Below are 15,125 nucleotides of genomic sequence, written 5' to 3' on the forward strand. Positions count from 1 at the left end.
AGGCGTTATGGATAGCGAGGCGCTTTCTCTCCCGTCTTTCACTCCCCGCGCCCGCCCCGCCCGCTTTAGTACTGATAAACAAGCTGCAACCCCGCCGCCACTCCCGCCGTATGGAACGCCGCCGGCTTATAGACCGGCGTGCCCAGGAACAAGTCATACGACACCGCGCCCAGCGTGGAACCCAACCCACCGCGCATCCCGATCACCGCACCAGCCAGCTGTGTACCAATCAGCCCCTCGGTGGCAGGCCCAAACACCCGTCCATAGTCCAGCCCCGCATACAGCGCCTGCCCGCTCCCGCCCAGTGGCGCCTGCAGTTCGTTACGCCAATAAAAGCCACGCTCACCCGCCAGCAGGCTTTCGCCGTCGAAGCCGCGCACGGTGTAGCGGCTGCCGATGGTCAGTGCGTCGATGTAGTACAGACGGTCGTTGGTGAATTGCCCGCGAACGGTGGTGACGTAGCGCAGCGCCTGCCCGGCCACCTTGAACGGCACCGACAGATTGGCATCCAGCACCGCCATGCGGTAGCGCCAGGTGGGGCCACCGAACGCAGCCAGCGTATCAGGCTGCGCACCAAGGCCCGCCGCGCCCTGCCGGTAGACCAGGCTGCCGTCGAACTGCGCCGCGCCGAAGTAGTGGCGATCGGTAATGCCCACCTCCACCACCGTGTTGTTGCGCCGCTGCTGCTCGATCTCGGTATCTTCGATAAAGCTCTTGCCGAAGCGCTTCGACAGACGGAACTGCACGCCGAGCACATCGTTCTGGCTGCGGCTGATTACCCGCTGCAACTTGAAATCCACCGTCTGCGAATTGCCGCTGGAGACAAAGGTCTGGTTGACCCCTGCAATCTGCTGGTAGTAGGTGCTCGAATACGCCGACACCGTGCCGGTCCAGTAGCCCCACGGCACCGAATAGAAACCGTTCCAGCCGTGGGTACCGTGGCTCCGGTCGCCAAAGCCCAGATCCTGGCTGTAGCCCACATTGAACAGATCGTTCAGGCCCAGCGGATTGTCAATGCCCACGCTCAGGTTGCCCTGCAGCTTGCCGGTGGATTGCGTGCCCGAGTTGTCCATCGACGCCACCACCGTCCACGGCCTGGTCCGCCTGACCGCGATCACCACATCGCTCTGACCCGGTACGCTGGTGGGCACAACCTGCATGTCCACATCCTGGCTGGTCACGCGCTTCATCTGTTCCAGGCCTTGCTCCAGGTCGCGCAGGTTCAGCAGATCGCCGGGGCGTGTGGGGAACGCGCTCTTCCAGGTGCCCCAGAGATCCGGCTGGGCAAAGCGCAACTGCCCGATCACGCCGGGGATCAGCGCCATGCGCAGCGTGCCGGTGCTCAGGTCCTGCTCGGGGAGYAATACGCGTGTGGTGACATAGCCTTGGCCAAGGATGACTTGCAATATGCCCTTGGCGAGCAAGTCCACACCTTGCTTGCCGATGCAGGCGCCCTGGTAGTGATCGAGCCAGGCGCGGGCGAAGGCGAACGGGTCCTGCGGCAACGCCGACGCGCCGCGCGCGTGCAGTGCCGGTGGCAACTCCGCCGGCACTTCGAGTACAAAGCGCTCAATGCGGAAACAGGGTTGCTCGGCCGGGAGTTCGGGAAACCCCTCTGCTGACGGCTGCGCTGCCCGCACGCTCGGCGCCTGGACGGCCTGGGCGCGTTCGCGGGCTTCCTGCTGCTGGCGTACGCGTTGTTGTTGTTCGGCGCCGGAGAGGATGGCGGCCTGAGCTGGATTTGCGGGGGTGACCTGGGCACGCAAGGACGTGTCGGTGTAACCCGCGCCACCTGCCAGTGTGAGCATGGTGGCGACCATTTTTCTTCTGATCTGCATAAAAGCGCTTATGGCGTGAGCGGGGCTCACGCTGTGTCGGTTTTTGCTCGCGTCCGCGGCCTCTCCATGAATGCCACAGCCGCCTCACGATCTTGCCCAACTATTCGAGCAACATCTCCCGATAGGTTTTTTGAAAATTTTTCTTCATGATTGGCGTGATGGCTCATCCTTTTCCAGGATGTGAAGCTCAAATTTCTGAGCCTCAATGGCAATAGATACAGATGAAGGAAATCCGTGCAAACTTCCTTCAAAATCGTACTTTATTGCCCCCTCATTTCCAGATCCCTCATAATGAAAAATGACAGGTTCACGCCATACTGTTTTGCCATTTTCCAACTCCCATTGCTTAACACTAAATTTAAAAATCTTTACCCCATAAAAAGCAAGAATGCAATGCCCAACAAAACCATCATCATTTCTTCTAGAAAAAAACCCTCCAATTTCCGGATCAACATCTAGCCAATGGTTGACATAAATTTTCGCAGTCGAGTTCTCAAATACATGAGCCCCATACTGGCAATTATATGTCTCAATCTGAGACCAGCAATTTTCTATGATTTTCATAATTCACTTCTTTTTCACAAAAATAATTGATTGCATCGAATCATTCAATTTTGAGCCGTCGGCGCGCAAAAATGTTTGCCCTTGGTACTCTGGCAACAAGGGCCCTTGGTACCTAACCTCTAGCCCCAAAGCATCAAGCTGCGCCTGGGTCGGCATGTTCGTAAGGTACTTATTTGCCGCTGTCCCGTTAATCACAATCTCGCCTCCCGGCTGGGTAATGCGTGTGGCCTCGGGCAGGTAGTCCATCATGGAAAAAGTGCCGCCCGCACCTTTTGGAATATACGGATTGCTCGCAACTACCGTAGCCTGACTATTGCTCGGGATGTTTGGCATGCTCCTGGCATCCACTGCAACAGCAGTGGCATCGGTTGGCCCCACACCTACAGCACCAGGAACCTTCGGCCCGCTGGCATCCGTGAATAGCTCAACCGTGCCACCCTGTTTTATGCCATTTACCGCCGAAGCCGATTCACCTGTTCCTGCCGTATTTGCGCCGGTAGATTGTGGAGAACCACTGCCCCCGATGTTGAAGATTAACCCAAGCCCGTGAACAACATTCGCCGGCAACGAAATTATCTCCGCCACGACATTCGTGATCGGGTTGACGAGTGGCTTTGTCGTCGTCTTCTCAGACTGGTCCGGCGTGCCAGTTAGCTTTGGCTCGCTCTTGTCAGCCGGCTTCCCCGGTGTCTTGAAAGGGGTCTGTGCCTGGCCCGGCGTCCACATTGGCGGCATCGGCGCTGGCGCAGCGAGTTGATTGTTCTCCACCTCAAACGTCGCCGCGTTCGTCGCCGTGGTGGCGTTCACACCGCTCGCGCCCGCCACACCCGCCACTAGGCTCTGCACTAGGTTCTCGCGCGCCTGCTTCTCCTGCGCCGACATCTCGTCGGTCGGCGCCAGCAGGCTGCCAAGTACGGAACTAGCCGCCGCGCCCATCGCTCCGGCGCCGCATGCCTGACTGGCCGCCGCCGCACCAGCGCAACCAACAATGGCATGCAGCGCCGCCCGGGCGCTTTCGGCTTCCGGTGTGCCCTTGCCCAGGGAATCGGCCATGGCCTTGACCTGACCAGCCGCCAGCCCCTGGATGTACCCCACCGCCGCACCCTGCGCGAACTGCGCCGCCGATCCGGTCACATTGCCGCCAGCGGCAGCCGTCAGCGCCGTCATGACCTGGCGATATGTCCCGCCCTGACCCCACTTGGCCGCATCATCTGCGCGCCGCTGTGCCTCCGCCCGCTGTTCAGGCGTCGCACTCGGATCCTTGGCTACCGCCTCGGCCGCCTTCTTGGCTGCATCCGCCTCATTCGCCCGGTTGTTCAGGAATACCCCCGCCTCCCGCTGCAACGCCCCCACAATCTCGAACCCTGCCCGGATCTCCTTCTCATTGAAGATCGGCTTGAGTGCATTGGCCGTGTTGTCCGTCTCGCGGTTCAGGCTGGCGATGGTTTCCGCCGCATCCTTGCCGGTCAGCGCCTTCTGCTTCTCTTCATTGCGGATCGTGATGTTGCCCGCGCTAACGCCGCTGGCGGTGGTACTGCTGGCGCTGCCCGAGGCAGACATCGCGATCGGGGGCGCAAAGGAGGCGCCCTGCCCGTTGCCGCCGCTGGTTGGCAGGTTGGTGCCAGGCACCGCCTCGCCCGTGGCGGCCTGGCCGCCCTGGGTCAGGCCTACGCCGCCACCACCGCCCGAGCCGCCGCCCAGCGGCATCATCGGCTTGCCCTGGGCGTATCCGCCACCAAGGCTGACGCTGCTGGCGCTGTATTCCGCGTGGTTCCGGATGTCGCTGCCAGTCAGGGTGTCGGTGGACAGGCTGTTCTTGTCCGCCGTGCCGCCGGCGATGACCGCGCCCTTGAGGTCGGTGTTGCCCTTGACGTCGATCTGGTAGCCGCCTGCGCCGGCACGGATCCCGGATTGCTCCGTCACGCTGGCGTAGTCGCTGTCGATCTTCTGCTGGCCAACGTTGGCGCTGGCGGCAAAGCCGGCGCCAACCGTCAGGCTGCCGCCGATGGACCGGTCCTTGCTCTTGTAGCGGCTGGTGTCCTGCAGGCTTTCGATATTGAGGTTGCCACCAATGTCGGCAATGACCTGCTTGCCGGTGGCGGTGGCGCCACGCAAGCTGGTGTCGCCGCCGGAGTCGATCACCAGCGTGTTGCCGGCGTTGACGTGGCTGTTGGTCCAGGTCACGTCGTTGCCGTCGGCGTTGCCACGCGCGGCGGACGCGCTGGCGGTGAGGCCGATGCTCGCGCCCTGCGCGCCAAGGTTCAGGCCGATGCCGATGCCGCCCGAGCCGCTGCTATTGCTGCCGTGCTGCTCGGCGGTGCTGGCCGCGGCCTGCAGGTTGACCTGGTTGTCGGCTTTCAGCAGTGCATTGTTGCCGGCCTGGATATTGCTGCCGACCACGTTGATGTTGCTGTCCGTGCCGCCGCCTTCGGCGCGGATGCGCACGTCGCCACCGGCGCGCACGGTGCTGCCTGCCGCCGTGGTGCTGCTTTGCGTTTGCTGGCTGTCGCTCTTGGAGCCGCCTAAGCTGACACTGATGTTGAGGCCACCCATGGCCTTGGGGTCGGCCTTGACGGCATCGGCCGCGTTCGATACAGCCAGCCCCGCTGCCGCGCCCGCCAGCGCCTTGAGGCGCGGGTCGTCGGTCTGGCTTTGTGCGCGCGCCATCTGGCCCGCCGTCTGGGCCGCCGCCAGTACCGGGTTGGTGACGGTGACGGTCAGGCCGCTTTGCCGGAAGTGGCTTTCCTGCGACGAGCTGGCGGTGTCGGTGGCGGCATTGATATCCACGCGCTTGGCGCGGACGCCGACATCGCCCTGCAGGGCGCTGACCGTGCTGCCGGTCTGCGTGTAGGCCTGGCCCGCGCTCAGGCTGGCGTTGCCGTTCAGGCTGCCGACCATCGAGCCGACGTTGGTGGCCGTGCTGACCTGTTGCGCTTGATTGAGCTGCTGCTTGCCGATCGTGACGGAGAGGCCACCGCCGGAGAACATGCCGGATTTGCGTTTCTCTTCCGCGCTGCTGCTCGTGGTGGTGTCCTGCCCCACGCCAATCGTCAGGTTGCGGTCCGCGCGCAGCGCCAGGTCATCGCTGGCGACAATGTTGGAGCCGGATACCGTCAGGTCGCGCCCGGCCCTGCCGCCGACGGCGTCGGCCGACACGGTGCTGCCCACCGCGTAGGTCTGCCCGGCGCTGCGCTTGCTGGTGCTCTGCTCGCTGGAGAGGAAGCCGGAGCGCTTGTGTTCTTGCCAGTTTTCCTGGGTATGCGTCTGCGTGACCGTGCCGACGGTGATGTCGCCAGCGGCTACCAGCGACGCGGTGCCGCCGCCGTTGCCGTTGGCGCCGGTGGCGACGGTCGAGCCCAGTATCGCCAGGTTGCCGCCGCTGCCGCCCGCACCGGTGGCGGGCGCTTCCGCCTTGATGCCGTTGGCCTGCAATACGGCGCCCGCCAAGGGTGCCTGTCCGGCCGCGAGGGTGACGTTGTTGCCGGCTTGCACGGTGCTGCCCCGGACCGTTTCGTCGGTCGAGGCTTGCGTGTAGGCCGCGCCCTTGCCACCCAGCGAACCTTCGCTGTGGGTGTGAGTGTCTTTCGCTGCGGTGACGGTGAGATCGCGGCCAGCGACGAGGGAGGCATTGCCGCCGGCCTGGATGCCGGCGTTGGCCAGCGTGGCATCGCGGCCAGCCACGGCGACGACGTTCCCGCCAGCCTGGACCAGGCTGCCCGCGACGGTGCTGGCCTGGTCGTGGGAATAGCTCTGCCCGCCGCGCGAGACGGCATCCTGCGTGGTGCCCAGCGTGACGGCGCCAACGGTAAGGTCGCGCCCGGCGCCGATCAGTGCGCCCTTGCCGGCCTCGAGGACAGCGCCACTGAGCGTGACGTCGCGGCCGGCGAGCACCACGGCGTTGCCCGTCGCCGAGATGGCCGCCACGGAGCCGACGCCCGTGGCCCCCGCACGATAGCCATTGGGCCCGATCGTGCGGACTTCGCTGATCGTCTGCGTTTCACTGACCACATCGCGCCCGGCCTGCACCAGCACGTCCTGGCCGCCGATGCGGCCGCCCAGGTTGCGCACGTCCTGCAGCGCCTGGACCACGGTGGTGCCGCTGGTGTCGCCGATGGTGCCGCGGTTGACGATGTCGTTGCCGAGCACCTGCGTGGCGACGTCGCCAACGATGCGGCCGCTGTTGTTCACATTGCCGCTGGCATTGAGCGCCACGCTGTTGCCCGTGACCAGCGCGCCGGTGCGGTTCAGGTCCACGGCGCTGGACTGCGCCAGGTAGAGCTTGGGCACCAGCACGGACTGGTGCGTGCCGTCGGGCAGCGTTACGTCCTGCGCCACCAGCCAGACCATGTCGGTGGTGAGCTGGCGCATCTGGTCGTCGGACAGGCCGATGCCGGGGGACAGGCCGAAGGATCTGGCCCAGGTTACGCCGCTGTTCATCAGCGCCTGGTATTCCTGCAACTGGTCGGAATAGCCCGCCAGGAAGGTGCGGCCGGTCAGCGCCGTGACCTGGTCGCGGACAAGCTTTTCTTCATGGAAGCCGTCGCCCAGGCGCTTTTGCACCTTCTGCGGGTCCAGGCCGAGCGCGCCCAGCATGTAGTCGCTGGAGAGGAAGGTCTTGTACTGGGTGAAGCGTGAATCGGTCTCGATCAGGTAAGGCGTGGCGGGAGCCGGACGCAGCGTGAAGAGGCCGTTGACCGGCAGAGTCAGGTTGGGAATGCCGCCCGCGGCGGTGCCCAGGGTCTGCGGGCGGCTGGTAGCGCCGGTGGCTGCCGCGACGGCGCCCGCGCCAAGGGTTGGCGCGGCGCCGGCCGTGCCCGCGACACTGCCGGGCAGCGTGCCGGAGGCGCCGCCGCCCGCCACGCCGCTGCCGGTGACGGTCTGGCCGACGCGGTTGACCGAGCCGACGGTGATGTCCTGCGCGGTGGTTTGCACCGACTGGTTGGCGGTGGCAAGGGCTGGCAGCGCCGCCACCGTGGTGGGGTTCTGTGGCGTGGTGGGATACGGGACTTCCTGCGTATCGCTGTTGCTACCGTTCTTCCGGTGCCAATAGAAGGTGGATGTGTCGGTGGTGCTGACCGTCTGCTGCAGCACCGTGCCGATGTCCTGTACCTCGCTGGCAACCGCGCGCCGGATCAGGCTGCCGCCGGCAGCCATGATGGAGGACTGGTTGAGGATGGTGCCGCCGTCGCTGTTGACGCGGATGGTGCCCTGGGCCTGGATCCTGGCTGCGGGGGTCGCGCTGACCAGCCGGTCGGTCGCGGTGGTGGCGACGGTCGTGCGCGATATCTCGCTGTAGTCGTGATAGTCCGGCCCGAGGTCGTAGCGCACGCGCACCTGGTCCGGGCGGATGTGCCTGGCCGGATCCCAGTCGGGCCAGAAGGTGATCTTGTAGGTCGTCCCCGTGTCCTGGATGTCCTGGTAGTACTGCGTGCTGCTGGTGGTGATGGGCCGGGTCAGGATCGGCGGCGGAGTGAAGCAGTCATTGTCATTCGCGCAGCCGGGCTGTTGCGGGTTGAAATACGCCTCAACCGGCGCCTGCGTGAACGACAGCGTCTTGGTGTTGGGGTCGAAGCTGGCGACCGTGGTCTTGGGTACCTCGACCGTGATCGGGCTGCGCAGGGCATTGATCAGGCTGGCGCTGACAGGCGCGCTCGCCCCCGCCCAGTTCCAGCTCGGGAAGGTGATGCTCTTGTGGTTCCGCTGCTCGGTGCCCGTGAACCCCGCGAACCACGTGGTTAGTGTCCGGGCCGCGGTCTGCTGCGGCGTGCCCGCCTCCGTCACGATGCTGGTACGCGTGTTGTTGACCGCCCGCGCGGCGATATCGATATCGCCATCCGCTTCGATCGCAGCCGAGCGGTTGTTGAGTACGTTGATCTGGTTGGCCAGCATGCCGGTACCCGGGTCGCGCGTGCCGTCGCGGGCGATCTGCAGGTTGCCGGCGCTGTAGATCAGCGCGCCGTCCAGGTTGGAGACGGCATTGGATGCATGGATCCTGAGGTCCCGCGCGGCGGCGATGACGGCGGCCGGGCCGGTGTTGCTGATGTCGCTTGCCTGTACCTGTACCGTGTTGCCGATCACCGCGCCGGTGTTGGCCAGGGTGCCGCTCAGGGTGTTGACGGCATGGCCTTCGATGCGCCCGGCGTTGTTGATGGCGTTGTCGGCCCGCACGGTGGTGGACTGCGCGTTGATGCCGGCGCCAGCGGCGTTGTTCACGTTCGCGCCTTGCACGGCCAGGCTGCCGCGCGCCGCCAGCGTGCCGGTGTTGGTCAGCGTCCCGCCGGCGTTGATCTGCATGTCGCCGTCGGCACTGAGCTTGTTGGCCGCATCGTTGAGATAGTCGCCCGCCACGCTGAGCGTCAGGTTGCGCCCCRCCGTCATCTCGCCGCTGCCGCTGACGGTGCCGCCAGCGCTGGATACGCCGATGTCCTGGTTGGCGCGTACCGCGCCGCCCTGGTTCGTCATCGACGCGACCTTCATCTGGACGTCGGCGCCGCCAAGCACGGTGCCGCTGTCATTGGCGAGCGTGGCGCCGGCCTGGTCCAGGCTCAGGCCCTTGCCGCCGTAGATCCTGCCGCCGCGATTGTCCACGCTGCGGGTGATGCCCAGCGTCAGCGCGCCGGCCGCGGCGATTTGCGCGCCACCAGTGTTGTCGAGATCGCTGGCGGCGAGACTGACGTCGCCATTGCCCCCGAGCGTGCCGCCGGTGTTGTCCAGCGAACCGGTTGCGGTGACGGTGGTGGCACCATCGCCCGCGTTGGCAATCCGCCCGCCGCGGTTGTCGATGCCGGACGCGGATACGGTGGCCTTGCCGTGCGCCCCGTTGGCGGTGAGCGTGCCGCCGGCGTTGCTCAGCGTGCCATCGGCAGCGAGGAGCAGGTCGCCGCCGGTCTGCGCCGTGCCGTTGGTGTTATCCACCTGGCCCTGGCTGGTGAGCGACAGGCCAGACTGGCCGTAGAGCGTGCCCTGGCGGTTGATCAGGACTGCGCCGGTGGCGACCCTGGCGGCGCCTTGCGCGGACAGGTTGCCCCGGGTGTTGTCCAGCGAGGCGGCCTGCACGGCGAGCGTGCCATTGCTCAGGATGGCGCCGGCGGTATTGCCCAGCGCGCCCCGGCTCGTCAGGGCCAGCGCGCCGCCGCCGGCGTGCGCGATGCGCCCGCCGTCATTGGCCAGCGACTGCGCGTCCACCGTCAGGTTCTTCCCGTTGGTGGCCAGCGTGCCCGAGGTGTTGTCGAAGGCACCGCCGGCGTTGATGACGGTGTCGGCCTTGCCGAACTGGTTGATGGCGCCGCCACGGTTGGACAAGCCGCCCGTTGTGCGGATGCCGACCTGGCCGCCTTCGACAAGGCCCATGCCGTTGTCCAGCGACGCCACCGACAGATCGACCACGCCACCCGACAGCGTGCCCTGGCGATTGCTTGCCACGCCGGCCACCGTGGCGGTGAGCGCGGTGCCCGCCGTGACGCGGCCCTGGTCGTTGTCGAGCGATTGCGCATCCAGGCTGGCATCGCCCTTGGCGGTGATCTGGCCGTGGTTGGCCAGTGCGCCGGCCACCAGTTGCACCTTGCCGTTGCCGCCGATCAGGCCCGCATTGGCATTGACCAACGCCTGCCGCGCCCGCACGCGGGTCAGTCCGTCGCCCACGTTGACGACGCGCCCGCCCGTGTTGTCCACGCTCCGGGCGGCAAGCGACAGTGCGCCGTGCGTGCCGGCGGCTTCGATCCGCCCACCCGTGTTGGTCACTGCACCGGCGGCCTGCACGTCCAGCGCGCCGTTGGTCTGGAGGATGCCGGCGGCATTGCCCAGCGCGCCGTGGCTTGTCAGCGCCAGCGTGCCGTTGCCCGCATGCGCGACGCGGCCACTGTCGTTGGACAGCGATTGCGCGTCCAGCGTCAGGTTCTTCCCGCTGGTGGCCAGCGTGCCCGAGGTATTGTCGAAGGCGCCACCGGCATTGATGACCGTGTCGCCCTCGCCGAACTGGCTGATCGCGCCGCCACGGTTGGCCAGGTCGCCCGCCGTGCGGATGCCGACCCGGCCGCCCTCGATATGGCCCGCGCCGTTGTCGAGCGAGCCTGCCGTGACGTCAAGCGTGCCCGCCGACATGGTGCCCTGGCGGTTGCTCGCTGCGCCGGCGACGGTAGCCGTCAGCGCATCGCCCGCCGTGATGCTGCCGCGGTCGTTGTCCAGCGACCGGGCATCCAGGCCGGCATTGGCCTGCGCGTTGATCTCGCCCTGATTCGCCAGTGTCCCGGCCTTCAGCCGCACGCTGCCGTTGCCGCCGATCACGCCGCCCTTGGCACCGTTCGCCGTCGTGCCCGCCGTATTGGTCAGCGCGCCCGTGGCGGCGACGGACAGGCCATCGGCATTGAGCGAGACCAGCCGGCCCGCGCCGTTGTCCAGCGAGGACGCCTTGACGCCCAGCGCGCCGCCCGCCTGTATCTCGCCCAGTGCATTGTTGATGGCGCCGGCCGAGTAGACCGTCGTTGCGCCTTGCGCCAGCATCTGTCCGCCCTGGTTGGACACGCTGCCGGCCGTGATGGCTGTCGCGCCCTGGCTGTACAACTGCCCCCGGTCATTGCTCAGCGCGCCGCGGGCCGTGGCGCCGAGCGCGCCGCCGGCGCTGGCGGCGGCGCCGTTCAGGTTGATATCGCCTGCGGTGGCGGACAGGTTCAGGTTGCCCAGCGCCGTGGTCTGGCTGCCGGCAAGTTGCAGCGCCGTGCCGTTCAGGCTGGCATTGCCGCCCGCCACATGCTTGCCGCTGGACGACAGGGTGCCGTCAGCGATGACGGTCAGGTCGGCCCGCTGGCCGACCGAGCCGTCGGCATTGACGCCCGCGCCGAGCCTGCCGCTGGAAGCGACGCTGCCCGCGTTGACGCGCAGGGCTTGCTGCGCCGCCAGCGTCCCACTGTTGCTGAGCGCGCCCGCCGTATCGAGCGAAACCGCCTGCGCGCCATAGGTGGTGCCGATGTTGTCCACGCCGCCGCGTGCGGCGATGGCCAGGTTGCCGCTGGCGCTGGTCTTGCCGGCCAGTTCCAGCCGGCCCTGCGCGCTCAGCGTGAGATCGCCAGCCTGCGCGGCCAGCACGCCGCGGTTGCTCACGCCCACGCCGGCTTCGGTGCCCACCAGCAGGATCTTGCTGGCGTACATGCCACCCAGCTGGCTGACGTCGATGCCCACCCCCGCCGCGGGCCCGGCGCCGGCAATCGGCGTAGCCGCCAGCGTGGCGCGGTCCACCTGGCCGGCGCCGGCGATGACGTTGAGGTTGTTGGCGTAGAGCGCAGCGTTGGCGGTAACGGTGCGGGCGATCAGGTCCACCTGGTCGACATTGGCCGCGTTCAGGCCGGCACCCTGCACCGAGATCTGCCCGCCGGTGACGCGGAAGGCGTCGAGGCTGCCGGTGCCGCCGAATACCGGCACGCCGGTGGTCAGCGTGGCGCGGCTGGTGTTGATGAAGCCGCCACCGTCGACCAGGATGCCGTTGGGATTGGCTACCACCACTTCGGCCCGGCCCCCGGCCACTTCCAGGTAGCCGCGCAGTTGGCTGGGCAGCGCGCTGGTGACCTGGTTGACGATGATGCGCGCGTTCTGGCCCGGCAGCAGGTTGGGATTGCCGTTGACAAAGCCGGCTTGCCGGGTCGAAACGATGGTGGGTGAGTTGTTGAGGATTGCGCCGCCCCTGCCTACGTCGAACTGCGTGTAGGCGTTGGTGGACACGCCAGCGCCCGAGGGCCGCGTGATGTTGACTTGCGGCAGGCCGTTGCTGGTCTGGATCACGTCAGGGCGGTTGGCGCCGGCATCGGGGTTCGCCACGATCCGGGCGCTGGCGGGGGCAGCCAGCGCCAGCAGGGTCAGCAGTGCGAACGGCACGGATGGCAGCGCAGCAGCAAGCGATGCGATGCGCGCCGGGCCCTGCCGCGCACGCCGGATTGACCGCGCGCCGCCTTGATGGCCCTTGCCTGTGCTGGTTGCCGATTCTTCGACGGCGACCAGCATGCCGCGACGCCTGTTGAAAACCAGGCGGAAACTACCCTTATTCATGCTTGATTCGGTCCTGGATTGGCGGCGCCATGGCGAACGGCACCTTAATGGACTTGATGGAATGACGAATGGGAAATGTCATTCCTTGCGAAGGCATTTACATTGTTTTTTGTTTCCGGCGAAATGGTCAATCAGACAATTGACTCTTAATTCATTCGAAAGCGGACAAAAAAGTCTGCTGCCGGCAGTAAAGCTGCGACGACAAGCGGGCTGGCGGGCGATGACCCGCCGTTAGCTGGCTTTAACCTACTGAAGTGGGATTGAAGCGTGGAGGCCAGTCGTGCTATAAGCGTTGCACGCCTGGCCTAATATAGGACTAGTCCTATATTAATAATCCGAATTGAATGATTCACGGGCATTTAATAGGACAAGTACTAATTAAGACTTATTCGTCCAAACGGCAGAGATTCTGGCGTTTCGAGCGCAGCAGCCACCTCACGAAACGTGGGGGATAGGAATCAATCCACCAAGATACCGGCCGAGGCCAGGCGCGATCCGGTCGCACGCGATGGATACGCCTTGAGCGCGGTGATGGCGCAGATGCGGTTCATCCGCAGGTCCGAAGCGGCTCCGGCGCAGCTGGTGAAACAGCATGGGGAGTGCAGGTTGCGTGCGCGCAGATATTTGCACCAGGGTGGTGCTTACTCAAATCTCGTTGCCCGTCAATGCCTTGCGCGAAAAAAATGTGCCATTCTATGGCTGCTTATCTTGGGTGGATTGCCTTACTTACCCCTCCGAGCGCAGGGGTAAAGTCTCGCCGCTTTCTGCCGTTATTCTTCCTCGGGTAACGTCCCGTCGCCCCCGCCGGGCCGCCCGCACATCTGAACATAGCGCCGCTGGAATCGAGACGCAGCCCTCCTCGATTCCCATTTTGTTGAAGGATCCCGTGAGCCCCGAACCCGCCAATGCCAAGCGCCAGACCGCTAGCACGCAAGCGCCAGACGGTTTCCCGCCCGATGCCCGCCACCGGCTCACCCTTCCCATACAGATCAGTGCCGTGCTGCTCGATCTTGCCTGGCTGAAGTGCGTTGTCAGGCTGCGCACGCGCGACGGCTACAGGATTGCCACCACATTGCTGAAGGTTGACCCCGTAGGCTGTACCTTCATCTTCGACGGATGCCGCACAGAAGCGGAGCGGGATTTGCTGCTGACATCGGACGAGATTGCCGTCTCCGCGGTGCTGCGCGATGTCAAGATCCGCTTCGTCATCAAAAGACCCTACCCCATCAGGTATCAGGGCGGCATGGCCTGCGCCGCGGCCTTCCCGGCCCAGCTCTACCATTTTGAACGCCGCCGCCACCCCCGCGCACGCCCGGACGCCGCCATGGGCTATCGTTGCGAGCTGCGCACGCCCGATGACGAGGTTCTGAAGCTGGACATTGCCGACCTTTCGCTCTCCGGTGTCGGCCTTCGCACCAGTATCGCCAATACCGACCCATTTCCGGCAGGCACGATCTTGCCGAAATGCAGGCTGGACTTTCGCAACCAGGGCGAACTGGAGTTCGACCTGCAGGTGGTCGGGCATGGTCTGGTGTGGAGCGACCAGCGCGCCATGCATCACATTGGCTGCACCTTTGTCTCCCTCGGCCCCGGCCAGCAGACCTTCATCCAGCGCCTGGTCTACCACATCGAGCTCGCGGGACGCGAATGACCGGGAAGCGGATGCCGGGGAGATATGTACCGGATGACTGCTGCCGACGCTGAAGGACGGCAGTCCATTCAGCCCATTCAGTCCGTGACCGCCAGTTCGTAACGGGCAACGGACCCTGCGCCTTTCTGCACGCAGCTGTGCAGCCCAAAGCCGAAACGCTCGTAGAGCGTTCGCAGCGCCAGCCTGTCAGCGACACAATCCAGCCGGAGATGCCGGCGCCCGAGACTACGTGCGCGTTCTCGGGCGAAGGCTAGCAGCGCGGTGGAGACACCCTGCCTGGCCCACGAGCGGCGAACCGCCAGCTTGTGCACGAAGGCGGATGTACCGGGCTCGACCTCCGGCCAATAGAACGGGTCTTCCAGTTCGAACCGCATGACGCCGATGATGTCATCGCCGTCGCGCGCCGCATAGAAGTTCCCTGCCGCGGTATCACAAAGCACACGCTCGATGCTCACGTCGGAAGGCATCCATAGTGGCCGGCCTGTGTTGGCAAGCCACTGCGCCGCCTCTTGCAAGACTGAAGCAACCGCCTGCACGTCGTCTGATCGGGCTTGTTCGATACGCATCGGCGATGACACTGTTGAATTGGGCTACGAAACCTGGGCCACGAAACGACAGCTTGCTGCGTCCGCCTTACGGGCCGCCGGGATACTACACTGCCGCAGTCCGGCCTGGCCGATCACCCCCGGCGTACCGCGGTCACTTTGCCGTCCTTGACGTCCAGCGTGCGGCGCTGGGGGTTGTAGTCCATGGTGCCGGGCAGATGCTGGCCTTCGCGTTCGCCAAATCGCCAGGCACAGCCCTTGAGCAGTGCGACGGCATCGGCCTCGCTCTTGCCGATCAGCGCGTCATCGGCAAGCTTGTCGGCCTGGCAGCCCTCCGGCGTGCCACGGCTGCCTTGCGGGCCTGGGTTGGGCACGGCGCTCACGGGTGGCTGGGCGGCGCATCCTGCCAATAGCGTTGCGAATACGATCGAACCTGCCGCGATATGCCTCTTCAGCGGGCTTTGCCCTTTGGGCTTTTGTTTCATGATATTG

Annotated in this window: 6 protein-coding genes; 1 reads left to right on the forward strand and 5 read right to left on the reverse strand. The window is 65.7% G+C overall.

Translation table 11 applies throughout. The features are described 5' to 3' along the window. Window positions 1-65: 65 nt before the first annotated feature. The 3 genes from AC1DT6_RS16100 to AC1DT6_RS16110 form a co-directional block, all read right to left on the reverse strand. Window positions 66-1,820 (reverse strand): ShlB/FhaC/HecB family hemolysin secretion/activation protein, encoded by a 1,755-nt coding sequence (locus AC1DT6_RS16100; protein ID WP_441625845.1) that lies wholly within the window; start codon window positions 1,818-1,820, stop codon window positions 66-68. A 162-nt stretch (window positions 1,821-1,982) separates the two neighbouring features. Beyond that, window positions 1,983-2,402 (reverse strand): hypothetical protein, encoded by a 420-nt coding sequence (locus tag AC1DT6_RS16105; protein ID WP_441625847.1) that lies wholly within the window; start codon window positions 2,400-2,402, stop codon window positions 1,983-1,985. A 3-nt stretch (window positions 2,403-2,405) separates the two neighbouring features. After that, a complete protein-coding gene (locus AC1DT6_RS16110) occupies window positions 2,406-12,437 on the reverse strand; it encodes a hemagglutinin repeat-containing protein (protein ID WP_477114774.1) in 10,032 nt (3,343 codons plus the stop codon). A gap of 610 nt (window positions 12,438-13,047) precedes the next feature. Between AC1DT6_RS16110 and AC1DT6_RS16115 the strand changes: the two genes are divergently transcribed. After that, window positions 13,048-14,088, forward strand: a complete 1,041-nt coding sequence (locus AC1DT6_RS16115; protein ID WP_441625851.1) for a flagellar brake protein — start codon at window positions 13,048-13,050, stop codon at window positions 14,086-14,088. Window positions 14,089-14,165: 77 nt separating this feature from the next. Here the strand turns inward: AC1DT6_RS16115 and AC1DT6_RS16120 are convergent, their stop codons facing one another. Together AC1DT6_RS16120 and AC1DT6_RS16125 are read right to left on the reverse strand one after the other, a co-directional pair. Further along, window positions 14,166-14,654: a GNAT family N-acetyltransferase gene (locus tag AC1DT6_RS16120; RefSeq protein WP_441625853.1), complete on the reverse strand. Its 489-nt coding sequence runs from the start codon at window positions 14,652-14,654 to the stop codon at window positions 14,166-14,168. Between the two features lie 113 nt (window positions 14,655-14,767). Continuing rightward, the gene (locus AC1DT6_RS16125; protein ID WP_441625855.1) at window positions 14,768-15,118 is read right to left on the reverse strand and encodes a hypothetical protein; all 351 of its coding nucleotides are present in this window, start codon (window positions 15,116-15,118) and stop codon (window positions 14,768-14,770) included. Window positions 15,119-15,125: the final 7 nt, after the last annotated feature.

This window comes from Cupriavidus sp. 01L45, from assembly GCF_056399885.1.